This is a genomic window from Haloarcula limicola (assembly GCF_010119205.1).
Taxonomy (GTDB): Archaea; Halobacteriota; Halobacteria; order Halobacteriales; family Haloarculaceae; genus Haloarcula; species Haloarcula limicola.
Window position 1 is genome coordinate 332,570 of the sequence record NZ_WRXM01000002.1, and the last position, 21,985, is coordinate 354,554.

Annotated in this window: 23 protein-coding genes; 9 read left to right on the plus strand and 14 right to left on the minus strand. The window is 69.7% G+C overall.

What is annotated here, in order from left to right; genetic code table 11:
* Positions 1-13: 13 nt before the first annotated feature.
* On the minus strand, positions 14-1,108 hold the full coding sequence (locus tag GO488_RS11185; RefSeq protein ID WP_162317906.1) for a CapA family protein: 1,095 nt from the start codon (positions 1,106-1,108) through the stop codon (positions 14-16).
* A 93-nt stretch (positions 1,109-1,201) separates the two neighbouring features.
* Between GO488_RS11185 and GO488_RS11190 the strand changes: the two genes are divergently transcribed.
* On the plus strand, positions 1,202-1,858 hold the full coding sequence (locus GO488_RS11190; protein WP_162317907.1) for a sugar phosphate isomerase/epimerase family protein: 657 nt from the start codon (positions 1,202-1,204) through the stop codon (positions 1,856-1,858).
* A gap of 39 nt (positions 1,859-1,897) precedes the next feature.
* Positions 1,898-3,004 (plus strand): pyruvate dehydrogenase (acetyl-transferring) E1 component subunit alpha, encoded by a 1,107-nt coding sequence (gene pdhA, locus GO488_RS11195; protein WP_162317908.1) that lies wholly within the window; start codon positions 1,898-1,900, stop codon positions 3,002-3,004.
* Position 3,005: 1 nt separating this feature from the next.
* Here pdhA and GO488_RS11200 read toward each other — a convergent pair whose 3' ends face one another.
* Entirely contained in the window at positions 3,006-4,247 is a 1,242-nt protein-coding gene (locus GO488_RS11200; protein ID WP_162317909.1) for a cation:proton antiporter, read from the minus strand.
* 128 nt (positions 4,248-4,375) lie between these two features.
* On the opposite strand from GO488_RS11200, the gene GO488_RS11205 reads away from it, so the two are divergent.
* Positions 4,376-4,915, plus strand: a complete 540-nt coding sequence (locus GO488_RS11205; RefSeq protein ID WP_162317910.1) for an HTH domain-containing protein — start codon at positions 4,376-4,378, stop codon at positions 4,913-4,915.
* A gap of 1 nt (position 4,916) precedes the next feature.
* Here the strand turns inward: GO488_RS11205 and GO488_RS19680 are convergent, their stop codons facing one another.
* On the minus strand, positions 4,917-5,072 hold the full coding sequence (locus GO488_RS19680) for a hypothetical protein (RefSeq protein ID WP_164509642.1): 156 nt from the start codon (positions 5,070-5,072) through the stop codon (positions 4,917-4,919).
* Between the two features lie 150 nt (positions 5,073-5,222).
* Between GO488_RS19680 and GO488_RS11210 the strand changes: the two genes are divergently transcribed.
* Complete coding sequence (locus tag GO488_RS11210) at positions 5,223-5,999, plus strand: DUF4013 domain-containing protein (RefSeq protein ID WP_162317911.1); 777 nt, start codon at positions 5,223-5,225, stop codon at positions 5,997-5,999.
* 55 nt (positions 6,000-6,054) lie between these two features.
* Positions 6,055-6,615 carry an NUDIX hydrolase gene (locus GO488_RS11215; RefSeq protein ID WP_162317912.1) on the plus strand — a complete coding sequence of 187 codons (561 nt, stop codon included), beginning with the start codon at positions 6,055-6,057 and terminating at the stop codon, positions 6,613-6,615.
* Positions 6,616-6,634: 19 nt separating this feature from the next.
* Here the strand turns inward: GO488_RS11215 and GO488_RS11220 are convergent, their stop codons facing one another.
* The 3 genes from GO488_RS11220 to GO488_RS11230 all read right to left on the minus strand — a co-directional run bounded on the left by GO488_RS11220 (position 6,635) and on the right by GO488_RS11230 (position 9,904).
* The gene (locus GO488_RS11220; protein WP_162317913.1) at positions 6,635-8,416 is read right to left on the minus strand and encodes a sensor histidine kinase; all 1,782 of its coding nucleotides are present in this window, start codon (positions 8,414-8,416) and stop codon (positions 6,635-6,637) included.
* Positions 8,417-8,511: 95 nt separating this feature from the next.
* Positions 8,512-8,865: a DUF7977 family protein gene (locus tag GO488_RS11225; protein WP_162317914.1), complete on the minus strand. Its 354-nt coding sequence runs from the start codon at positions 8,863-8,865 to the stop codon at positions 8,512-8,514.
* Positions 8,858-9,904 (minus strand): zinc-binding dehydrogenase, encoded by a 1,047-nt coding sequence (locus GO488_RS11230; protein WP_162317915.1) that lies wholly within the window; start codon positions 9,902-9,904, stop codon positions 8,858-8,860. Before GO488_RS11230 ends, GO488_RS11225 begins: the two co-directional genes overlap by 8 nt.
* Here GO488_RS11230 and GO488_RS11235 point away from each other — a divergent pair.
* The 3 genes from GO488_RS11235 (at position 9,903) to GO488_RS11245 (ending at position 12,620) form a co-directional block, all read left to right on the plus strand.
* Positions 9,903-11,006, plus strand: coding sequence for a molybdopterin-binding protein (locus GO488_RS11235; protein WP_241692932.1), 1,104 nt, complete (start codon positions 9,903-9,905; stop codon positions 11,004-11,006). The genes GO488_RS11230 and GO488_RS11235 overlap by 2 nt on opposite strands.
* Positions 11,007-11,077: 71 nt before the next feature.
* The gene (locus GO488_RS11240) at positions 11,078-11,902 is read left to right on the plus strand and encodes an aldo/keto reductase (RefSeq protein ID WP_162317916.1); all 825 of its coding nucleotides are present in this window, start codon (positions 11,078-11,080) and stop codon (positions 11,900-11,902) included.
* 43 nt (positions 11,903-11,945) lie between these two features.
* The gene (locus tag GO488_RS11245; RefSeq protein ID WP_162317917.1) at positions 11,946-12,620 is read left to right on the plus strand and encodes an MBL fold metallo-hydrolase; all 675 of its coding nucleotides are present in this window, start codon (positions 11,946-11,948) and stop codon (positions 12,618-12,620) included.
* A gap of 16 nt (positions 12,621-12,636) precedes the next feature.
* On the opposite strand, the gene GO488_RS11250 is transcribed toward GO488_RS11245, so the two are convergent.
* The 7 genes from GO488_RS11250 to GO488_RS11280 all read right to left on the minus strand — a co-directional run bounded on the left by GO488_RS11250 (position 12,637) and on the right by GO488_RS11280 (position 20,010).
* Complete coding sequence (locus GO488_RS11250; protein ID WP_162317918.1) at positions 12,637-14,967, minus strand: sensor histidine kinase; 2,331 nt, start codon at positions 14,965-14,967, stop codon at positions 12,637-12,639.
* 76 nt (positions 14,968-15,043) lie between these two features.
* On the minus strand, positions 15,044-15,355 hold the full coding sequence (locus tag GO488_RS11255) for a DUF7126 family protein (RefSeq protein ID WP_162317919.1): 312 nt from the start codon (positions 15,353-15,355) through the stop codon (positions 15,044-15,046).
* Positions 15,356-15,357: 2 nt separating this feature from the next.
* Entirely contained in the window at positions 15,358-16,275 is a 918-nt protein-coding gene (guaA, locus tag GO488_RS11260) for a glutamine-hydrolyzing GMP synthase (protein WP_162317920.1), read from the minus strand.
* Positions 16,275-17,936: a CTP synthase gene (locus tag GO488_RS11265; protein WP_162317921.1), complete on the minus strand. Its 1,662-nt coding sequence runs from the start codon at positions 17,934-17,936 to the stop codon at positions 16,275-16,277. Before GO488_RS11265 ends, guaA begins: the two co-directional genes overlap by 1 nt.
* A gap of 114 nt (positions 17,937-18,050) precedes the next feature.
* A complete protein-coding gene (locus GO488_RS11270; protein ID WP_162317922.1) occupies positions 18,051-18,233 on the minus strand; it encodes a hypothetical protein in 183 nt (60 codons plus the stop codon).
* A gap of 65 nt (positions 18,234-18,298) precedes the next feature.
* Positions 18,299-18,520, minus strand: coding sequence for a hypothetical protein (locus tag GO488_RS11275; RefSeq protein ID WP_162317923.1), 222 nt, complete (start codon positions 18,518-18,520; stop codon positions 18,299-18,301).
* 98 nt (positions 18,521-18,618) lie between these two features.
* A complete protein-coding gene (locus GO488_RS11280) occupies positions 18,619-20,010 on the minus strand; it encodes a hypothetical protein (protein ID WP_162317924.1) in 1,392 nt (463 codons plus the stop codon).
* Positions 20,011-20,103: 93 nt separating this feature from the next.
* Here GO488_RS11280 and GO488_RS11285 point away from each other — a divergent pair, with 93 nt between their 5' ends.
* Entirely contained in the window at positions 20,104-21,363 is a 1,260-nt protein-coding gene (locus tag GO488_RS11285; protein ID WP_162317925.1) for an outer membrane protein assembly factor BamB family protein, read from the plus strand.
* Here GO488_RS11285 and GO488_RS11290 read toward each other — a convergent pair.
* Positions 21,347-21,940, minus strand: a complete 594-nt coding sequence (locus GO488_RS11290; protein ID WP_162317926.1) for an alpha/beta hydrolase — start codon at positions 21,938-21,940, stop codon at positions 21,347-21,349. The two genes, GO488_RS11285 and GO488_RS11290, sit on opposite strands and share 17 nt — an antisense overlap.
* Between the last annotated feature and the right edge of the window lie 45 nt (positions 21,941-21,985).

Sequence of the window (21,985 nt, forward strand, 5' to 3'; positions counted from 1 at the left end):
CCACCGTCGCCGCTTAACACTCGCCGAGCGGGATTCTGAGCCCGGCGTCGCGGCGCTCGAACGTCGTCTCGAACGGGGCCGACAGCGTGCGCATGCGGTCGCGGAGCCACCGAGCGGCCGTCCCTCCCGCGGGGGTGACGCGTTCGCGTTCGATTTCCACCGGAACGAGGTCCAGTGCGGTCAGCGTCCCATTCGAAACCGCGAGTTCGAAGAGAAAGCTCCAGTTATTATGTAGTCCGTCCTTGACCACGTAGTCGTCGACGAAGTCGCCCGCGTCGTAGATGATCGGACGCCCCCGGTAGGTCTCGACGCCCTGAATCACGTGGGCGCTGTGACCGTGGACCACGTCGGCCCCGCGGTCGATCAGCCAGCGGGCGAACGAGCGCTGTGTCTCGGACGGTTCGACTTCCCAGTTCGGTCCCCAGTGGAGCGAGACCACGAGGAGGTCAGGGTCCCGCTCGCGGGCGCGCACTACCGCGTCGCCGACCCAATTTCTAGTCAGTCTGTCGGCGGATTTCAGCGGCGCGTAAGCGGACCCGGCGGCGTCCCCGCGGGCGGCGTAACTCGGCGACTGGTCGGTCGCGGCGACGACGGCCACGTCCAAGTCATCGACGGCGAATACGGCCGGTTCGAACGCGGACTCCCTATCGCGTCCCGCGCCGGCGGTCGGGATACCGGCGGCGTCGAGGTGGGCGAGCGTATCGGTGAGCGCCGTCGGCCCGTAGTCGAGAACGTGGTTGTTCGCCGAACTCGCGAACGCCGTCCCGGCGCGTTCGAGGGCGGGAATCGCCCAGTCGGGGTGAGCTTGGAAGTAGTACTCTCGGCCGGGGCGGCGCTCTCCGCGGGCGGAGACGCAACACTCCAGGTTCAAGAGCAGGCCGTCCAGCGCGTCGATCCGGTCGAGCATCCCGTCCCAGACGCCGGCGGGTTCGTCGCGCCAGCGGTCGTTAACGTTCCGGCCCAGCATCACGTCGCCGACGAAGCCCAGCCTCACGGTCTCGTTGGTCGAGACGGGGGCCGGACACGTCGATTCGACCTCGCTGACGCGGCCCAGACAGCCGCCGAACGCGGCGAGCGACGAGGCGAGGACGGTTCTGCGGGTCGTCACGGTGTCGGTCGAAACAACGGCGGGCAACGCCTTGAACCTCGTCCTGTCTGCGAGACCGGTGCTTTAGGTGATGACGCCGCGAAGGGACGCGCGATGCACCTCCTCGGTAAGTGTCCGCCGGACCCCGCCGAACTCGCTTCGGCGGCCGAACGCGGCTTCGAGAGCGTCGAACTCCACCTCCGGTCCGAGCATCTGGAGGACGTGGCTGCGACAGCCGAGACGGTTGGACGGTCGCCGGTGGACGCCGCCGCCGTCCACACGCTCCACGCCCGCCCGGACGAGGAGCGGCCGTTCCGCCGCAGCGACGAGCTGGCCCGCCGCCTCGACGCCCTGCTGGTCGTCCACAGCCAGTACGCCTTACACACCCACGTCGACGACTTCGAAGCGTACGACTTCGCCGCGCCCCACGGCTACGAGAACAATCCCGGCGCGAGCGCGTTCCACCTCGAAAACCTCCTGCTGGCACGCGGGCACTCGCTCGTCCTCGACACCGCGCACCTCTACCTCTCCGAAGCGGACTACGAGGGGGCGCTCTCGACGCTTCTGCGGGATCACGGCGACCGGATTCCGCTGATCCACCTCAACGACGCGACCCGGACCGAGGACGGACTGGCGTTCGGCGACGGCGAGATGGACCTCGAACGGACCGCCCGCCTACTGGACGAGAACTACGACGGGCCGGTCGTCCTCGAAGTGATGCCCGACGCGCAGGCCGACGCCCGTCGGGCGGTCACCGAGTGGCTCTCGTAGCGCACCTTTTTCCCGGTCTGTGTCGTCTGTCCCGACAGCATGGCCGACGTTCTCGACCGAGCGCCCGACGACCGCGTGCAGGTACTCGACGCCGACGGCGAGGCCGTCGCCCCCTCGCTTGTCCCCGACCTCGCAGACGAGACGCTCGTCTCGATGTACCGAGACATGCGCTTCGCCCGGCGCTTCGACGAGCGCATGATAAACCTCCAGCGACAGGGTCGACTCGGCACCTACGCCTCGCTGGCCGGACAGGAGGGCTCGCAGATCGGCTCGACGTACGCGCTGGCCGACGAGGACACGCTCTTCTATCAGTACCGCGAGCACGGCGCGCTCGTCGCCCGCGGCCTCCCCTGGGAGTACCTGCTGTACTGGATGGGCCACGAGCGGGGCAACGCGGCGCTGGCCGACGTGAACGTCTTCCCGCTCAACATCTCCATCGCCGGCCACGTCCCCCACGCCGTCGGGTGGTCGTGGGCGGCGAAGAAACGCGGCGACGACCGCGCGGGCGTGGTCCACTTCGGCGACGGCGCGACCAGCGAGGGCGACGTCCACGAGGCGATGAACTTCGCGGGCGTCTTCGACACGCCGACGCTCTTCTTCTGTAACAACAACCAGTGGGCCATCTCGGTCCCGCGCGAGCGCCAGACAGCGAGCGCGACCATCGCCGAGAAGGCCAACGCCTACGGCTTCGACGGCGTGCAGGTCGACGGGATGGACCCGCTCGCGACGTACGTCGTCACCGAGGCCGCCCGAGAGCGGGCGCTCGACCCCGACGACGGCGCGGCTCGTCCGACGCTGATAGAGGCCGTGCAGTACCGCTTCGGCGCGCACACGACCGCCGACGACCCCGACGTGTACCGCGACGAGGACGAGGTCGAGGAGTGGCGCGAGAAGGACCCGTTGGCCCGCTTCGGAACCTACCTCTGGAACCGGGGTTTGCTGGACCGCGAGCGACTGGACGCGATGACGGAGGAGATCGAGTCGACGCTCGCGGACGTCGTCGACCGGGCTGAGTCGGCCGCCGCCGACCCGCGGGACCTCTTCGCGGACGTCTACGCCGAACCGACCGACGAGCTGCTCGCCCAGCGCGAGTACCTGGAGGAGCTCCGCGAGCGCCACGGCGACGAGACCCTGCTGGACGAGTGAGTCAGTAGGCCGACTCCGGGGGGAGGCGCTCGACGGCCCGCCTGAGCAGCGGGGGCGTCATCACCGAGGTCGCGATGGCGACGAGGACGACGACGGCGTACAGCAGCGGCGTGAGGACGCCGAGGGCGAGCCCGGCCGCGGCGACGACGATCTCCATCGCTCCCCGGGCGTTGAGACCGATGGCGAGGCAGGCGGTCTCCGCCCGCGTCAGCTCCGTCGGCGCGGCCCCGAGGGCGACGCCGACCACTTTCCCGAGGATAGCGACGACCAGCGCCGCGACGGCGATGGCCGCGGCGGCGGGGTCGGCGAGAACGGTCAGGTCGACCTGCAAGCCGGCGGTCGCGAAGAACAGCGGGGCGAACAGGCCGAGCGTCGCGAGGTGGAGGACGCGCTCGGTCTCGGCGTCCACGCGAGGGCCGACGAGGAGGCCGGCCAGAAACGCGCCGACGACGGCCTCCAGTCCGAGACCGACCGCGGCGGCGGTGACCGCGAACCCGACGACCAGGACGACGGCGAACTCGCTCAGGACCGGCGAGCGGGCGCGGGCGGCGAGCGCCCGGAGGCCGTCGACGACCGGGCGACCGGCGACGAGGACGACGAGCGCGAACGCGGCGAGGAGGGCGACGATCTCGAGGACCGCGATCGGGTCGACGCCGCCGCCGCGGACCACTTCGGCGACGACCGTCAGGGTGATCCAGCCGACGGCGTCGACGACCACGGCGACGGTGAGCGTCAGTTGCCCCACCGCGCGGTCGATCACGTCGAGGTCGACCAGCACGCGGGCGGCGACCGGGAGCGCCGAGATGCTGAGGGCGGTGCCGAGGAACAGCGCGAGACCGAGTCGCCGGGGCGGGGCGGGGAGATACGCCGTCGGGAGCGCGAACCCAAGCGCGACGCCGCCGAGGAACGGGACGACGGTCGCCCCGGACGCGACGGCGACGGTGGGACCGAGCGACCCCCGAATCCGCGCCGGGTCGACCTCGGTACCGGCGAGGACGACGAGCAGGACGAGGCCGAGCGACGCGAGCCCCGCGACCCCGTCGTCGAGCGGGAGGAGGGCCGCGACGGCCGCGGGCGCGACCGCGCCCAGTACCGAGGGGCCGAGGACGAGCCCGGTGAGGAGTTCGCCGACGACCGGGGCGAACCCGACGCGGTCGCTGAGCGCGCCGAGCGCGTGGGCGACCGCCAGGATCAGCGTGAGGCTGGCGAGAAAGTGCAGTAGCGGTCCGGGTTCGCCGACCATGACGCCGTTGAGAACCGCCGGCGTCTTGAAACTCGGCCGGTGCCGCGGCGCTCGGGGCGGGGCGACGACACCGCGCCGCTCAGGACGCGTATCCACACACCTATCAGCCCCGTCGTGGTACAGCCGGTATGGTCCAGATCGACCTGACCAGCAGTCAGGAGCAGACGCTCACGTCGCTGGTCAATCGGCATCGTGAGGCGGAGGGCCCGGTCAAGGGCCAGACCGTCGCTGACGAGGTCGACCGGAGTCTGGGAACCGTCCAGAATCAGATGCAGAGCCTCGCGCAACTGGGTCTCGTCGACAGCGTCTCCGGACCCGAGGGCGGCTACGTCCCGACGGAGTTGGCGTACGACGCCCTGGGACGCGACCCGCTCGAAGAGACGGAGTCGATGCGGATGGCCCACGAGTACGAACGGCTCGACGTCACGGTCGACCGCATCACGCTCAGCGGCGTCCACCATCCCGAGCAGTGTCGCGCGCAGGTCCACCTCCAGCAGTCCGTCGGACAGTTCGACGTCGGGCAGGCCGTCGCCGTCGGGCCGACGCCGCAGTACGGGCTCGTCGTCTTGGGCGAGATCGCGGCCGTCGACGACACGAGCAACACGCTGATACTCGACATCGCACAGATGGAAGCGCCGGTCGAAGCGCCGGACGAAGCGCCGGAATGAGCTACCGGTTCCACTCGTAGAACCACCAGACGCTCCCCAGCAAGAGCAGTCCCGCGCCGAGCGCGGAGGTCGCCGGTTCGGGGAAGATGAACAGCACGAAGCCGACGAGGAGCATCGTTGCCGGTCCGAATTCGTCGAGGTGATCGCTGAGTGCCATCGGCCGGTCGTACACGCCGTGCCGACAAAGAACTTCTTGGTCCGACTCGTCGGAGCGATTCGGCGACGGTAGCGTCTCCGCTGCACGTAAATGGCGCACTAACAACACGTCAGAAGCTATTTACATAGCTTCGGTGATTGCTGACGTGGTATGATAGAAGACGGTCTCCGCTATCAGACACAGGGCGACGACTGGCTCGAACGCGTACTGATCGGCGGCGTCGTCGGGTTCCTCGGCGTGTTCGTCATTCCGGCGTTCACGTTCAGCGGGTACATGCTGGAGGTGATGCGGCGAGTGATGGGCGGCGATAGGAAGAATCCGCCCGAATGGAGTGACCTCGACCTCGTCGAGCTGACCGTCGACGGGCTTCGATACGTGGTCCTGACGCTCGTCTACGGGCTGGCGTTCACCCTCGTCGCCGGCCTCCCGGTTTTCGTCTTCCTGCTGGGTGGGTACGGAACGGACTCCGGTATACTCGTCGGCTTCGGGCTCCTGATCGGCGGCCTCCTGTACCTCGTCGGCCTGCTCGCGCTCGCGGTCGTCCTCCCCGTGGCCACGGCGAACTTCGTCGCGGAAGACAGCATCAGTGCCGGGTTCGATACGACGGTCCTCCGGGACGTCGTCGCGAACGGGACCATGCTGAAGGCCATCGTCTTCAGCGTCGTGATCAACGTCGTCGTCCAAGTAGTCGGGAGCGTCCTGCTGTTCACCCTCCTGGGTATCCTCCTGCTCCCGTTCGTCGGCTTCGTCGGCCAGTCGGCCGTCATGTACGTCTGGGCGCGGGGCTTCGCCGATGCCTACGAGGAGGAGTACGGCCGCCCGCCGCTAGATGGACCGGCGACGAGCGTCGAGGGCGGCGTCGGGACGACGGGGTTCGACGCCGAGACGGGCGTGGATACCGACGCCGACGAGGGCCACCGGTACTGATCCTATCGCGGGAAGTCGAAGCGCGTAAGACGCCCCTCCGAGATTGGTAGGCCATATGAGCAACGACGCGGCCGACGCGCATCCGAACGCCAGGCAGGACGTCATCGCGGTGGACGCGGACGACACCGAGACGGGGACGGTCAACCGCCTCGACGCCCACACCGGCGACGGCATCCGCCACCGGGCGTTCACGGCGCTGCTGTTCGACGAGGACGACCGCGTGCTGTTGGCCCAGCGAGCGGCGACCAAGCGCCTCTGGGACACCTACTGGGACGGCACCGTCGCCTCCCATCCCGTACAGGGCCAGACGCAGGTCGAGGCCACGAGAGAGCGCCTCGAAGAGGAACTGGGTATCGCGCCCGCTCAGTACAACGACCTCCGGGTGACCGATCGCTTCGAGTACAAGCGCTACTACGAGAACGCCGGGCTGGAGTGGGAGGTCTGTGCCGTGTTGCAGGCGACTCTCTCGGACACGTCGCTCGACCCGAACCCCGGGGAAGTGGACGGCCTGATGTGGGTCCCTTACGACCGCCTGCGCGAACACCCGGAGTACTACCGCCAACTGCGCCTCTGTCCGTGGTTCGAGATCGCGATGCGCCGCGACGAGGAACGGTAGGCGGTTCGTTCTCGCCGAATCAGCGCTCCGACACCGCCGCGTCGGCGGCCGCGGTCGCCGATCGCTCGTCGCTCGCCCCGTCGGTCGGGCGGTCGTCGCCCGCTCCCCCCGCCGTGTCGCGGTCGGTGCTGGCCGCCGGCAGCTCGATCTCGACGGTCGTCCCGTCGCCGTCCTCCGGGGCGAACGACAGCGTCCCCCCGACGTTGCGGACGACCCAGTGCACCAGCCAGAGCCCGACCCCGGAGCCGTGTCGAAGCGGGGTCTCTCGCCCGGCGAGGATGACGTCCCGTTCGTGCGGGGCGATGCCGGGTCCGTCGTCGCTGACGCGGACAAGGACGCCGGTCTCGGCGTCGTCGGTCGCGACCGTGACCGCGACCGTCGGCGGCCCGTCGCTGTGTTCGATCGCGTTGTCGAGCAGTTCGCCGAACGCGAGCGTCAGCGACGGGCCGCCCTCCACGGTGCAGGTCTCCGGACAGGACAGCGTCACCTCGCCCTCGGGCGTCCGCTCGCGGGCCTCCTCGACGACCGGGCGGAGGAGTCGGCGCAGGAGGACCGGTCGGGCCCGCTCGTTCTCCAGGGCCTCCGAGACGCGCCCCATCTTGTCGCTCCGGTCGACGATGGCGTCGACCGTCCGCAGGATGCGGTCGATGCGCTCTCGCTCCGAGTCGGGGACGCTATCGCGCAGGAGGTCGGCGTTCCCGCGGACGACGTTCATCTCGTTGCGGACGTTGTGTCGGAGGAGGCGGTTGAGCACGTCCAGTCGCTGTTCGCGCTGCCGGCGGTCGGTCACGTCCCGCAGGCTGACGAGGTGGCCCGAGACGACGCCGTAGGCGCGATACAGCGGCGTCACCCGAACGTCGAAGTACCGCACCGCGCCGTCGCGCTCCAGTCGCGTCTCCGTCTGGGCTCGCTCGCCGGTCTCGGGCAGCGTCTCCGCGAGCGCCGGAAGCCGACGCCGCAGCGACTCTCCGGAGAGAGCGGCGGCCTCCGCGCCGAATAAGTCCGCGGCCGCCGCGTTGACGTCGACGATGCGCCCGCCCTCGTCGACGATGATGACCCGGTCGTCCATCTCGGCGAAGATGGCCTCCCGACCCAGGTCGCGGGTCACCGGCGCGACGTCCAGTAACCGCCCGCGCAACAGCGCTAGCGAGAGGACGATCCCGGAGCCGACGTACGCCAGGCTGGTCGGATCGAGCGTCTCGGCGAACTCCCCGAGGGCGTACAGCGAGTGGGTCATCGTGGGGATCGCGATGGCGACCAGGAGCGCGAGGCTCTGGCTCTGGAACAGCTCGCTCGTCCGCAGCATCTGCTGGACCAGCAGGACGCCGCCGGCCAGAATCAGTGTCAACATGTACGCGAGGTGGGCCCACCGGGCCAGTCCCCAGACCGGCACCAGCGCGCTCGTCTGGGCGACGACCGCCGTCTCGGAGCCCGACCAGACCAGCCCGTGCGCCCGGTTCGACCAGACGAGGGTGACGAACATCGCCGGTTCCGCGAGCAAGAGCGCGACGCGTCGCTTCGTGAGCCAGCGGGGGTGGCCAGTGTACTCCAGTACGGTCACCAGCCACGCGACGGGGACGACGACGGAGAGCGTCAACTGGGCCTGAAGCAAGCGCGTCATCGTCTGTACGTCCGGAACGGCCAGTTCCAGCCCGTAGGCGACGGTCCAGAGGCTGGCGGCGACGACGAACGCCGCGAGCGGACCGGCACCGGGCCGGTCCCGGTGCAGCCAGGCGAGAACGGCGACGCCCATCCCCACGACGGCGGCCAGCAGCACCACCGAGAGCGGCGACAGCAGCATCTGCTTCGAGAGTCGCCCGACCGCGGGATAAGCGTTCTCGGCCCAGTATCGCGAGCGATACTACGGCCGGCGGTCGCGGCGCACGGCGGCCGCCGTCAGTCCGGCCGCCGCGAGCGGAGCGCCGACCACACGGCGAGGCCGCCCAGCAGGAAGGCCGGGACGAGCGGCAGCGCCAGATACGCCGCCCGGAGGGTGAGCCCGAGCGACCGGACGAACCCCTGTGCGGCCGGGAGCGCGAGGATGGCGACGGGGATCAGCAGGAAGCCGACGACGATCATCCCGACGAGGACCCACCCCTCCCAGCCGAAGTCGTCGCTCGTCGCCGCCTGCCGGGGCGGTTCGCCGCTGGGCCGGTGGACGTAGCCGCCGTCGGCCGCGCCGTCGTCTCCCGTGGCGCTGTCCCCCGCGCCGCCGTCGCCCGCTTTCGGACGGTCCTCGTCCTCACTCATCGTACTCACTGTCCGGGACGAGGACGACCTTGCCGAACCCCTCGCGCGATTCCAGCAGCTCGTGGCCGCGGGCCGTCTCGCTCATCGGCAGCGTCGCCCGCGTCTCGACGGTGAACGTGCCGTCCCACACCCGTTCGAGGGCGGCCTCGGTCTCGCCGTAGGTCGCCATCGTCGACCCGACGACGGTCAGCTGGTTGCCGAAGATGCGGTTGACGTTCGTCTCGGGGTTCGGGCCGCTAGTCGCCCCGCAGGTGAGCAGCCGGCCGCCCTTCGCCAGCGACCGCAGCGACTGTCGCCAGGTCTCCTCGCCGACGTGGTCGACGACGACGTCGACGCCGCGCCGGTCGGTGAGCTCCCGGATCCGCCTATCGAACTCGCTGTCGGTGTAGTCGATGGCGCGGTCCGCGCCGAGCCGCTCGGCGGTCGCCCGCTTCTCGTCGGTGCCGGCGGTGGCGAACACCTCACAGCCGACGTGGTCGGCGATCTGGACCGCCGCGTGGCCGACGCCGCCGCTGGCCCCGAGGACGAGCACCGAGTCGGCGGGCCGGATCTCTCCGCGGGTGACGAGCATCCGCCACGCCGTCTGGAAGACGAGGGGTGCGGCGGCCGCCGTCTCCCAGTCCACGCCGTCGGGCACCGAGACGAGCGCGTCGGCCGGCACCGCCGCCAGTTCGCTGTGGACGCCGGTGGTGTGTTCGCCGAGCACTCGATAGTCGACGCACAGCGTCGGCTCGCCGCGGCGACAGAACTCGCAGGCGCCGCAGCTGACGCCCGCGCTGACCGCGACCCGGTCGCCGGGTTCGACGCGGGTCACGTCCGCGCCGACCTCGCGGACGACGCCCGCGGCGTCGCTCCCGGGGACGTGGGGCAGCTCGAGGTCGATCCCGGGGAGCCCGCGTCGGGTCCAGACGTCGAGGTGGTTCAGCGCGCCGGCCTTGACGTCGACCAGCGCTTCGTTCCGGCCGACCGTCGGGTCGGGCGCGTCGCCGTAGGTGACGACCTCGCGCCCGCCGTGGTCTGTGTACTGGACGGCCTGCATGCTCGGTCCTCGGGTCAGCGACCGCAAAACGCTGGCGGTCTGCGATACGGGTCGATCAGACGACTCACGCCCGCGAGAGGCGATTCGACGGGTCAGTTTCGGGGGGTGGCTGCGGACGCGTGTTCGGGCCGCGACTCGCGCGGCCGGAACCATTTACCCACCAGGTGCCTTCGTCTGCGTATGGTCGACTTCCAGTCCCGCGATACCCGGCGGGGGGTTCAGTTTCGACGACGAGGGAGACAAGGAGGACGAAGAGGAGGCGGCGGACGAGGCGGACGCAGACGAGCGGCAAGCCGACGAGATCGACGGCGAGAGCGAGGCGGAACGGAGCGAGACGGCCGACGCCGCGGAAGCGACCGAACGAGCCGAGCAGTCGGCGGCCGAAGCCACCGGGACTGGCGAAGACGCGTCGACGGCGGACGCGGATCGGACCTTGGAGACGACGTCGGCGACCGAGTCACCCGACCCCGACGAGCGAGTGAGCGAGCGGGACGACGGGGTGACCCCGACCGCGGACTCGACGGGGACGCCGACCGAGACGAGCGCGAGCGACGCCGACGACACCGTCAGCGCCGCCGGAGCCGCCGATCCCGACCCGCCCGCCGCTCAGCACCGGAACGCGGCGACGGAGACGGCCGTCGACGCGGCGCTCGTCACGGTCGGGACGACGACGGAGCGCGGCGAGGACCCGACCGGCGAAGCGCTCTCGGCGGCCATCGAAGCGGCCGGTTACGGCGTCACCGTCCGCGAGCGCCTCCGTCGGGACTACGATGGTATCCAGCAGGCCGTCAACACGCTCGTCGGCCGGGACGACGTCGACCTCGTCGTCACCGCCGGCGGCGTCGGCGTCACCGCCGACGACGTGACCATCGAGGCGGTCCACCCGCTGTTCGAGAAGTCCCTGCCCGGCTTCGGCGAGGTGTTCCGGAGCCTCCTCTTCGACGAGGTCGGCACCGGCATCGTCTCGGTCCGGGCGACGGCGGGCATCGCCGACGGGACGCCGGTGTTCTGTCTGCCCGCCGACGAGGGGGCCGCCGGAGTCGCCATCGACGAGATCATCGCCGCCGAAGCGCCCGACCTGCTCGACGACATCGAGGGCTGAGCGATCGTCGAGCGGGGCCCCGCCGCCGCTGCCGCCCCTGCCGTTTTGTCCCCGGCCCGCCAACGGAGCCCATGGAGACGATTCAGGTCCAGAGCGAGTCGGTTCCGGCGCTCGGTCTCGGCACGTGGCAGCTGACGGGCGCGACCTGTCAGGAGACCGTTCAGACGGCCCTCGACATGGGATACCGACACGTCGACACCGCACAGGCCTACGGCAACGAACGGCAGGTCGGGACGGGGATCGACGCCGCCGACGTGGACCGCGAGGACGTCTTTCTCACGACGAAGCTCGACGGGAGCAATCGGAGCGCGCGGCGCGTCCGCCAGTCCGCCCGCGAGAGCTGTCACCGCCTCGGCACGGACTACCTCGACCTGTTGCTCATCCACTGGCCGAACACGCCGTGGATGGTCCCGGTCTCCGAGACCATCGACGCGATGAACGGCCTCGTCGACGACGGCCTCGTCCGAAACATCGGCGTCAGCAACTTCTCGCCGTCGCGGCTGGACGAGGCCCGAGAGCTCTCGGAGGCCCCGATCTTCACCGATCAGGTGCAGTATCACCCCTACTGGGACCAGACGCAACTGCTCGACTACTGCCGGATCCACGACGTGCTCCTGACGGCGTACAGCCCGCTGGCCCGCGGCGGCGTCCTGGACGACCCCGCGATCGTCCAGATCGGCAACCGATACGGCAAGTCCCCCGCACAGGTCGCCCTCCGGTGGCTGGTCCAACAGGACGGCGTCGCCGCCATCCCGAAGGCGACCGGTCGAGAGCACCTCGAAGCGAACCTCGCGGTCTTCGACTTCGAGCTGACCGACGAGGAGATGGAGCGGATTCGGTCACCCTCGAAGACAAAGACCGGCTATCACTTCGTCCGCTCGCAGCTACCGTTCTGAACGCTTCGAGAGGGTTTTGACGCGGGCGTCCGTACGCGGCGATATGGTGACCCCGCTATCGGACGATATCTGGTGGTACGACCTCTCGGGAGTCAACGCGTACCTCGTCGACGACGGGGGCGCGTTGACCCTCGTCGACGCCGGAATGCCGTGGCACGGCAACGCGCTCGTCGGTGGCATCAGAGAGGCCGGCTTCGAGCTGCGCGACGTAGAGCGCGTCCTGCTGACCCATTACGACTTCGACCACGTCGGCGGTCTCTCGGCGTTCGACGGCGTGGACCTGACCATCTACGTCGGCGCGGCCGACGCGCGGTTCGTCACCGGCGAGGAGCGCCCGCCGCTCTCGAATCACAAGGGGGCGCTCCAGCGCGTCGGGGGGAAGTTCTGCTCGCCCCCGGACAACCCGGTCGAACCGCTGACCGACGGCGAGACGGTCGGTAGCTTCACGACCTACCTCACGCCGGGTCACACCCCCGGCCACGTCTGTTACGTCAGCGAGGAGTTGGAGGCGGCGTTCCTCGGCGATCTCGTCATGGAGGAGCGGGGCACGCTCAAGCCGTCGCCGTGGCTGCTTAGCTACGACACGGGCGACGTGAGCGAGAGCGTCCGCGGGTTCGTCGAACACGTCCCGCCGTTCGAGGTGGCCGGGATGGGCCACGGCGTCCCGTTCAAACGCGGCGGAAGCGAGCGTCTCGCCGAGACGGCGGCGACGCTCTGAGCGGTCCGGTCGCGGCTCAGACGACGTTCCGGAACTCGAAGCGCGCGCCGCCGCTCTCGCTCTCGGTCACCGTACACTCCCAGCCGTACAGCTCGACGAGCTCCTCGACGAACGCCAGTCCGAGCCCCGTCCCGCCGTGTGCGCTCGCGGTCGTGTAGCCCGCTTCGAACACCGCCTCTCGCTTCTCGACCGGGATGCCGTTCCCGTCGTCTTCGACGTAAAACCCCGTCGGGAGTTCGCCGACGGTGACCGTGACGTCGCTTCCCCCGTGTTCGACCGCGTTCTCGAAGAGGTTCCGAAACAGGTGTCGGAGATACGTCTCGTCGGCGTGTACCGCGGCGTCGAGAGAGACCTCGACCGACGCGGCCGAGGAATTCACTTCCCCCCACGCGCTGCGAGCGACCTCGCCGAGCGCCACTCGCGTCCGGTCGTCGCTCGCCTGCTGACCCCCCGTGAGCACCAGCATGACGTCGATCATCTCCTCGATCCTGTCGAACGCATCCCCGACGTGTTCGACCGCCTGTGGCGCCTCCGCCTCCGGGAGCTGCTGGCGGTACATCTGCCCGATGGCGACCGGATTGCGGAGTTCGTGAGCGAGCATGCTGGCGAACCCGTCGAGGCGCTCGTTGGTCTCCTCTAAGTCCTCGACCGTCGCTTCGAGCTGCCGTTCGCGCTCTCGCAGTTCCTGGAGCGTCCGCGCCCGTTCGAGGGACTCCCAGCACCGCTGGGCGACGGTCTCGACCAGTTCGACCTCGTGTGGCCGCCACTCCCGGGGCGTCCGCTGGTGGACGCCGAGTCCGGCGACGAACGCCCCGTCCTTGTGTAGCGGGACGCTGATCGAACTCCGAATCTGGGCCCGCTCGTAGGCCGCCAACTGCTCGTCGGGCACTCGGTCGTCCGACTCGACGTCGTCGACGACGACGGTGCGATTCTCCCGCATCGCCTCGAGTACGTCCGCGCCGAACGAGGACACGGCCCACCGCCCCTCGATGCTGTTCGTCCCGCCGCGGGTGTAGTCGCCGGTGATGCGGAGATGGTTCTCGTCCGCTTCGACCTGCGCGTACGCACAGCGGTCGACCTCCAGGTGTTCGCCCAAGAAGCGGGCGGCGGTCGCCATCAGTTCGTCGGGGTCGGTCAGCGACTGGAGCCGCTGTCCGAGTTCCTCGAGGAAGCGAATCCGCTCTTCCGTCCGCTTTCGCTCCGTGATGTCGAAGACGATGCCGTTCAACCGTACCGGGTCGTCGTCCTCGTCGTAGACGACCGTGCCGCGGGCCAGTACCCACGATATCTCGCCGTCTGCGCCCCGAACGCGGTACTCCACGTCGAGTTCGCCCGTCTCCTCGACGGCTCGTTCGAGCGCGTTCCACGTCCGCTTCGCGTCCTCTTCGTGGATCGGCTCGTAGAACTCCTCCATCGGCCCGCCCGCCGCGGCCGCCGCCGGGTCCATCCCGTAGGACTTCGCGAGGTACTCGTCCGCGGTGACGACGTTCGCCTGGATGTCCCACGTCCACGTCCCGACCGAGCCGGCGGTGGTCGCGATCTCCAGCTGTTCGCGGGTCTCGCGCAACTTCCGTCGGCGTTCCCGACGCTCGCTGACGTCCCGGACGACGCCGACGCGTCCGTGGCTCCCGTCGCCGAGGGGGAACGGGGCGATCCACGACTCGACCGGTACCACGTGGCCGTCCCTGGCCGCTATCTCGACGTCCATCACCGCGGCGTCGCGCTCGCCGTCGCGCACCTCTCTCACCTTCTCGGCGGCCAGGTCGTCCATCGTCTCGCTGTGGACGAGCGAGGCGTGCGAACCGAGCAGTTCCGCGCGGTCGTAGCCGAACATCTCGCAGAACGCGTCGTTGACCAGCGTGAAGCGGGAGTCGTCGTCCAGCGCGAAGATGCCGTCGTCGACCGTCTCGACGATCTTCGCGTACTGTTCGAGGCTCTGCTTGCGTTGCTCCCGCTGGGAGATGTCGCGAACCACGCAGACGAGTTCGCCCTGGTCGGTGTAGGTCAGGGTGTGCTGAGCGAGGAACTCGCTGCCGTCGCTGTGGACGCAGTGAGTCGTGCCCGTCCACTGTCCGTCCGTCGTTATCTCGGGGAGGATGTCGTCGTAGAACCGGTCGGGGTCGGCCTCGATGCCGAGGTCGTCCCAGTGCTCGCCGACCATCGCCGAGGGCTCGTAGCCGAACGTGTCGGCGTACGCCCGGTTCACGTAGACGAACTCGCCGCTCTCGTCGAGGAGGGCGATGCCCTCGCGCGCGGCTTCGAGGGCCTGTACGACCCGGTCGCGCGTCGCTGGGTCGTCGACGTCACCTCGGGACCCCACGTGTGCGGCGTCGCCCTCCTCGGTCATTGTCTTCGGTAGTCGAGCCAACTGGATAAGTTTTGACGTCGGGGCCGTATCGCGCTACGCCCCATCGACTACCCGCTTACAGTTCCTCGGCGACGGCCTCGGGACCGAGCAGGTTCGGATCGACGACGAGGTCGGCCTGCCGACTGGCGAAGTCGGGCAGGGACCCCTCGGCGTAGACGACGATGCGGAGGTCGGGGTTGAGGTCCTTGGCGACGGCGATGGAGGTCGCCTGCGCCATCTCGGTCAGGAGGTAGACGTCGGCGTCGTGGACGCCCGCCTCCTCGAGTCCAGGGCGGTTGCCGACGTCGGCGACGGCGACGGTGTGGCCCTCCGCTTCGAGCGCGTCGGCGATGCCGTCGGGGTCCGACCCGACGATGACTACCTGCATGGTCACTCGTACTCGATAGTCGCGGGCGGTTTGTGGGTCACGTCGTAGACGACGCGGGCGACGTTCTCGTGTGCGCCGGTGATCCGGCTCTGCATGCGTTGGAGCGTCTCCCAGTCCAGTTCCTGTGCGCGGGCAGTCATCCCGTCACGCGATTCGACGGAGCGGACGGCGACGACCCAGCCGTGGACGCGGTTGTCGCCCTTGACGCCGGTGGCCTTGCCGATGACGGCCGCCAGCGCCTGCCACGGCTCGTACTCCTCCAGTTCGTCCTCGACGACGTGGTTGGCCTCGCGGGCGACTTCGAGTTTCTCCGCGGTGACCTCGCCGATGATGCGGACGGCGAGTCCGGGACCGGGGAACGGCATCCGCTCGGAGATTATCTCCTCTAAGTCGAGCGCGCGGGCGACCTCCCGCACCTCGTCCTTGTAGAGGTCGCGCATCGGTTCGACGATGCCGTCGAAGTCGATGCGCTCGGGGAGGCCGCCGACGTTGTGGTGGCTCTTGATCGTCCCCTCGCTCTCGATGCGGTCGGGGTAGATGGTCCCCTGGACGAGGTAATCGGCCTCGACCTCGCGGGCGACTTCCTCGAACTCCCGGATGAACTGCTCGCCGATGATGTGCCGTTTCTCCTCGGGGTCCGTCTCGCCTTCGAGGGCATCGAGGAAGCGGTCCTGCGCTTCGACGATGCGGAGCGAGTCCATGTAGTCGAACGTCTCGCGGATCTCCTCGGTCTCGCCCTTCCGCATCAGGCCCGTGTCGACGTAGACGGCGGTGAGTTGGTCGCCGATGGCTTCGTAGGCCAGCGCCGCCGCCGTCGAGGAGTCGACGCCGCCGGAGAGGCCGATGACGGCGTTCTTCTCGCCGACCGCCTCGGCGATCTCGGTCTTCGCCTCGGCAATGAACTCGTCTACGTCCACCATCAGTGGCTCACCTCCTCGGTCTCGGCGGTGTGGGGGTCGTCGCCGACGACGGCCTCCAGCAGGCCGACGAAGGGCGGACTCGCTCTGGTCGGACGCGAGCGGAACTCGGGGTGGAACTGCGTCCCGATGAAGTACGGGTGGTCCTCGGGCGCGAGTTCGAGTATCTCCATACGGTTCCCGGAGCGGCCCGAGAACTTCAGCCCCGCGGCTTCGAGGTCGTCGATGTACTCGGGGTTGACCTCGTAGCGGTGGCGGTGACGTTCAGTGCAGGAGTCGCCGCCGTACAGCGCGGCCGCGAGCGTCCCGGGCTCGATGTCGGTCTCGTTCGCGCCGAGCCGCATCGTCCCGCCCATGTCCTCGATCTCGTACTGCTCGGGCAGGATATCGATGACCGGATGGGGGGTCTCCTCGTCCAGTTCCGTCGAGTGCGCCCCCTCCAGGTCGAGGACGTTCCGCGCGTATTCGATGACCGCGAGCTGGAAGCCGAGACAGAGACCGAGGTACGGCACGTCGTTCTCCCGGGCGTAGCGAATGGCCTCTATCTTGCCCTGCGTTCCGCGCGTGCCGAAGCCGCCGGGGACGACGATGGCGTCGGCGTCTCGCATCCGGTCGGCGTGGTGGTCGCCCATCTTCTCCGAGTTGACCCACCGGACGTTCACGTCGACGTTCTTCTCCAGTCCGGCGTGTTTCAGCGCCTCGTGGACGGACATGTAGGCGTCCTCTAAGTCGTACTTGCCCACGAGGGCTATTTCGACTTCGCCGTCGGTCTGCTGGGTGACGAGGTCGCGCCAGCGGTTCTCGCGCTCGTCTTCCGGAAGCGCCTCGTCGGCGATGTCGAGTCGCTCCATCACGTACTCGTCTAGGCCCTCCTCCTCGACCATCAGCGGGACGTGGTAGATGTCGTCGACGTCGGGGTTCGAGAACACCGCCTCGGTCGGCACGTCACAGAACAGCGCGATCTTCTCGCGGGTGTCGATGTCGAGTTTGTCCGAACAGCGACCCACGAGCACGTCGGGTTGGAGGCCGATGGAACGGAGTTCCTTCACGGAGTGTTGGGTCGGCTTCGTCTTCTGCTCGCCGTTCTTCGAGTAGGGGACGAGCGTGACGTGCGTGAAGAGGATGTCGTCCTCGTCCTCCTCGTGGGCGAACTGGCGGAGCGCCTCTAAGTAGGGCATCCCCTCGATGTCGCCGACGGTGCCGCCGACCTCGATGATACAGACGTCGTTGCCCTCGGCGGCCTCGCGGACGCGCCGCTTGATGTCGTCGGTGATGTGCGGGATGATCTGGACCGTCTTCCCGAGGTACTCGCCGGCGCGTTCCTTCTCGATGACCGACTTGTAGGTCTTGCCGGTCGTGATGTTGTGGTCGAAGGTCATGTCGACGTCGAGGAACCGCTCGTAGTTCCCCAGGTCGAGGTCGACCTCCCCGCCGTCTTTCAGCACGTACACCTCGCCGTGTTGGAAGGGGTTCATCGTCCCGGCGTCGACGTTGAGATAGGGGTCTATCTTCACCGCGGTCACGTCGAACCCGGCGTTCTTCAGAAGCCTACCCGTGCTGGCGGCGGTGATGCCTTTCCCCAGTCCAGACATCACGCCCCCGGTGACGAAGATGAACTTCCGACCCAGATCCGGGTCGTAGTCCGTCTCAGGTTCCGTCGGCATACCGACGGTCTAACTCGGGGCGTCTAAACGGTTTCGGGACTCCCCGCGTTCGTCATCGACTGTCAGTCCGCGACCCGCCGCGTCGACGGTCGGTCGCCCGCGGCTACCGGCGGCTCAGCGCGCGAGCGAGCGGCTGAACGCGACCAAGAGAGCGACCGAGAGCGCCGAAAACAGGGCGTCGTCCGGTGTAGCACCGATCGCCGAAAAGAGCGCGAATCCGGTGAGGAATCCCGCGACCAGCGAGACGACCCCATGGCTGGCGCGCCGTGTCACCGGAAGCGATTCGACCGCCGACATATATCACCATAGAACGTTATATAATATAAGGATACGGCCGACCGTCGCAGGGCCGTGGCCGCGTTCTATCGGTCGCGGTAGCCGTCGACGAAGAGGTAGCCGATCCACATCGACGCCCCGAAGGCGACGAGGATGCCGACAGCGCCCGCGAGGACGAGCAGCGGGTCCTGCCGTTGGATCACGTCGAGGCTGTAGACGCCGACGAGGAGCGCGACTGCGGCGAGGAGCGCACCGAGGACCGAGCGCTGGAGGGCGGCCGCCAGTCCGTCGAAACCCGTCTCTGCCATATCTCTCGGATACAGTCTCGGTGGGGATGTACCTTCTGCCCGTATCGGCCGCTGTAATCGACCCACGTCCCTCGAATTCGGAATCGGTCACCGGCCACTCAGTTCACGACCGGCTGCGAGATTATCCACAGCGAGAGCACTGTGTAGCCGACCATGACGGCGACGAGCGGGGCGTGTGCGCGACGGCCCCCGCGCCGCCCGTACGCCTCGACCGCGACCGCGTGAGCGGCGACGACGGCGACGAGGTGGCCCGCGACGACGAGGCCGACCTGCGATCCCCAGAACACGGAGAGCGGTAAGCCGGCGACCGGGTCCGGGGCGATGATCCCGTCGGTCAGCAGCGCCGCGAGCACGCCGAGGTTTCGCAGCACGAAGGGGTAGGTGTGGGCGACCTCGTAGGCCGCGGCGATGGGCAACAGCGAGGCGGCGAAGACGGTCGCCGGCCCGTCTATCGCCGTGTGTGTCCCGGGATCTCCGTCGCCGAGTCGGCCGACCGGCGCGACCGCGACCCGGTAGCTCCCGAGGAACAGCGCGAATCCGGCGAGGTAGAGGACCACGGCGGCCGGCGTCGGGCCGAGGTCGGTCGGCATCGAAGCCAGCAGCGACCGGAACGCCCGCGTGTTCGTCAGCCCGTCGAAGCTGACGGTGTAGAGCGCGAGGACGACGAACGCCGCCGTCGACGTATCGGTGACCGGCCGCGTACAGGCCCGCCACGGGGCGCGGAGCGAGAGCCGATACCCGCCGCCCTCCCGGGCGACGGCCAGCGGCGCGACCCGGCCGAGCAGGCGGTAGAGGACCGCCAGGGCGTCGGCCCGGCGGAGCCACGTCGGCCCGTACGCGAGCGCGCCGACGAGCATAATAAGGGCGTAGCCGGCCACCAGCGCGGCGGTGAGACGCGGCGACCGCGGGAGCAGCGTGAGGTTCTCGGTGATACCGACGACGAGCGCGAACCCGACGACGGCCGGCCAGTCGCCGAGTCGCTCGGGATACGCGCCGAGGACGGCGGGCGGTTCGCCCTCTAGGCGCGCGAGTCCCAGATAGATCGTCCGCCACGGCGAGAGGACGCGCCACGGGCTCCCGGCGACGACGGCGACGAGGCCGAGCCCCTTCAGCCACACCGGCCAGAACAGGACGGTGGCGACGTTCTCGGACTGGATCTGCTGGCCGAGGACGCCCGAGAGGAGGACGGCGAGGAGCGCCGCGAGGCCGAGCGCTCGACCGACGTTCCCGAGCGCCTGCGAGAGCCAGAACGGGACGGAGAGAGACGGCGCGTCGGCGCTGAGTCCGCCCGTCCGCTCGCCGACGGCCAGCCAGCCGGCCGTGACCGCGACGGTACCGCCGGCACCGGCGTACAGCAACCAGAGCGGGATCGGGGCCTCGATGCCGCCGCCGACGGCTCCGTGGGCGCTCGCGACGCCCGAGAAGGCGAGCACCGCGAGGACCGTCGCTGTCGGGGCGACGAGCGGCGAACGCCGCGAACGGCCGCGCATGTCCGACACTCGCGGGCGGGCGGAGAAGTACGTACCGCTCTCGCCCGCCCGGCGATAGCGGGGCTTATGTCCGTCCGCGGCCGAGTTCCGGCGATGCGACCGCGGACGCTCCTCGCCGCGCTGCTGTGCTGCGGCGCGCTGGTCGGCGTCGTCGCCGCGGGCGTGACCGCCGACGGCGGCGCGCTCACGCAGGCGTGGAGTAGCGACACCGTCCGGGACAACGAGGTCAACCACCACGCCGTCGGCGTCGGCCCGCGGGGGGACGTAGTCGTCGCGCCCGTCGCGGCGGTGCCGAACGCCGAGGCCATCGGCCCGCACTCCTGTTCGCTGGTCCGGTTACGTCCCGGCGACGGCGCGACCCGCTGGCGGTGGAGCGTCCCTGCCGAGGACTGTTTCACTCACGCGCTCACCCAGCCGGCCGTCGCCGACGTGGACGGCGACGGGGGGATGGAGGTCGCCGTCGGTACCACGCAGAACGCGCTGGTCGTCCTCGACGCCGCCAGTGGCACCGAACAGTGGCGCGTCCCGCTATCGACCTACGGCTACGGCCAGCCGGCGGTGGGGAACGTCATGGGCGACGCCGGACCGGAACTCGTCGCGAGCGATATCGAGGGGACGCTCGTCGTCGCTCGCTCCAACGGAACGGTCGCGTGGCGCGAGCGGACGGACATGACCGTGTGGGCGGCCCCCCGACTGGTAGACGTAGAGGGCGACGGCGCGACGGAGATCGTCCTCGGCGGGGACGAGGGCGTCGTCGCGTTCGAACCGAACGGGACCAGACGGTGGCGAAGCGGCGTCCGCGCGACGACGCTCGCAGTCGACACCGAGGGCCGGATACTCGCGGGCAACACCGCCCGGCTGGTCGGGCTCGACGGCGCGACGGGTGAACGCCTATGGGCGAAGAATCTCGAAGGCGCGTCGCGGGTCCACGACGCGGGCGACGCCGACGGTGACGGCGACAGCGAGGTGTACGTCGGCGTCTCCGGCAACACGATACTGGCCGTCGACACCGAGAGCGGCGCGACCGAGTGGCGCACCTCGCTGGGCGGCGGCGAGCGGCGCACGACGTTCGCGCCGAGGGTGGCCGACGTGGACGGCGACGGCACCGACGACGTGGTGGCGATCACGAACGGCGGCACCGTCGTCGTCCTGGACGGAACGACCGGCGAGGAACGCGCGGCCTACGAGCGGAACGTCCCCATCTGGACGTTCGCCACGCCGGCCGACCTCGACGGCGACGGGGAGAGCGAAATACTGGTCCGCTACGGCGACGGCCGCGTCGTCGCGCTCGACTGGACGACGGCCGGCGGCGGCGCGCTGGTAGTCCGGCCGCCCGCTACAGGCGCTCGCTGAGGAACCGCGAGACGAGTTCGGCCGCGCGGTCGGCCTGCCCGACGAAGTGGTGATCCGCCGGCAGGGACTCGACGGCGTGGCCCAGTTCGCGAGCGCGCTCGACGACCGGCCGCCACTCGACCGTCTCGTCTCGCTCGCCGTAGACGACCTGCACCGGACAGTCGACGGCAGAAAGCGCCTCGACGGCGGCCCCGCCGGAGAGTTCGGCCGGAGGTGCGAGCACCGAGAGCGCCGCCGGTTCGTCCTCGTCGGCGACGGCGGCGGCCGCCCGGAGCGCCACGTCGGCCCCGAAACTGTAGCCGAACAGCCCGACGGCGGCGAACTCGCCGTGCGCCCACGAAAGTGCGCTTTCGGCGTCGGTCCGTTCGCCTCGGCCCTCGTCCCATTCGCCGTAGTCGAACCGCAGACACGCGATCTCGGGGGCGAGCGCGTCGCTCACCGCCCGGAGTCGCTGGTCCGACCGGCTGCCACCGTACTGTGGATGGGGCGGGCAGGCGACGACGACGCGGTCGGCGTCGGGCGAATCGAGCGTCCCGATCACCTCGCGACCGCCTGGGACGTGGACGGGGTGGCTCACGTTGGCGTCCTCGTAGCCCGCGTTCCTGTATCTGTCGCCGCTTCC

Bases quoted from the DNA above. Each gene is read 5' to 3' on its own strand.
- GO488_RS11270 (WP_162317922.1), bottom strand. From the start codon at position 18,233: ATGTCGGCGGTCGAATCGCTTCCGGTGACACGGCGCGCCAGCCATGGG.
- GO488_RS11190 (WP_162317907.1), top strand. From the start codon at position 1,202: ATGCACCTCCTCGGTAAGTGTCCGCCGGACCCCGCCGAACTCGCTTCG.
- pdhA (WP_162317908.1), top strand. From the start codon at position 1,898: ATGGCCGACGTTCTCGACCGAGCGCCCGACGACCGCGTGCAGGTACTC.
- GO488_RS11265 (WP_162317921.1), bottom strand. From the start codon at position 17,936: ATGCCGACGGAACCTGAGACGGACTACGACCCGGATCTGGGTCGGAAG.
- GO488_RS11230 (WP_162317915.1), bottom strand. From the start codon at position 9,904: ATGCAGGCCGTCCAGTACACAGACCACGGCGGGCGCGAGGTCGTCACC.
- GO488_RS19680 (WP_164509642.1), bottom strand. From the start codon at position 5,072: ATGGCACTCAGCGATCACCTCGACGAATTCGGACCGGCAACGATGCTC.
- GO488_RS11210 (WP_162317911.1), top strand. From the start codon at position 5,223: ATGATAGAAGACGGTCTCCGCTATCAGACACAGGGCGACGACTGGCTC.
- GO488_RS11200 (WP_162317909.1), bottom strand. From the start codon at position 4,247: ATGGTCGGCGAACCCGGACCGCTACTGCACTTTCTCGCCAGCCTCACG.
- GO488_RS11280 (WP_162317924.1), bottom strand. From the start codon at position 20,010: ATGCGCGGCCGTTCGCGGCGTTCGCCGCTCGTCGCCCCGACAGCGACG.
- GO488_RS11225 (WP_162317914.1), bottom strand. From the start codon at position 8,865: ATGAGTGAGGACGAGGACCGTCCGAAAGCGGGCGACGGCGGCGCGGGG.
- GO488_RS11275 (WP_162317923.1), bottom strand. From the start codon at position 18,520: ATGGCAGAGACGGGTTTCGACGGACTGGCGGCCGCCCTCCAGCGCTCG.
- GO488_RS11255 (WP_162317919.1), bottom strand. From the start codon at position 15,355: ATGCAGGTAGTCATCGTCGGGTCGGACCCCGACGGCATCGCCGACGCG.
- GO488_RS11245 (WP_162317917.1), top strand. From the start codon at position 11,946: ATGGTGACCCCGCTATCGGACGATATCTGGTGGTACGACCTCTCGGGA.
- GO488_RS11250 (WP_162317918.1), bottom strand. From the start codon at position 14,967: ATGACCGAGGAGGGCGACGCCGCACACGTGGGGTCCCGAGGTGACGTC.
- GO488_RS11285 (WP_162317925.1), top strand. From the start codon at position 20,104: ATGCGACCGCGGACGCTCCTCGCCGCGCTGCTGTGCTGCGGCGCGCTG.
- guaA (WP_162317920.1), bottom strand. From the start codon at position 16,275: ATGGTGGACGTAGACGAGTTCATTGCCGAGGCGAAGACCGAGATCGCC.
- GO488_RS11215 (WP_162317912.1), top strand. From the start codon at position 6,055: ATGAGCAACGACGCGGCCGACGCGCATCCGAACGCCAGGCAGGACGTC.
- GO488_RS11235 (WP_241692932.1), top strand. From the start codon at position 9,903: ATGCTCGGTCCTCGGGTCAGCGACCGCAAAACGCTGGCGGTCTGCGAT.
- GO488_RS11205 (WP_162317910.1), top strand. From the start codon at position 4,376: ATGGTCCAGATCGACCTGACCAGCAGTCAGGAGCAGACGCTCACGTCG.
- GO488_RS11240 (WP_162317916.1), top strand. From the start codon at position 11,078: ATGGAGACGATTCAGGTCCAGAGCGAGTCGGTTCCGGCGCTCGGTCTC.
- GO488_RS11220 (WP_162317913.1), bottom strand. From the start codon at position 8,416: ATGCTGCTGTCGCCGCTCTCGGTGGTGCTGCTGGCCGCCGTCGTGGGG.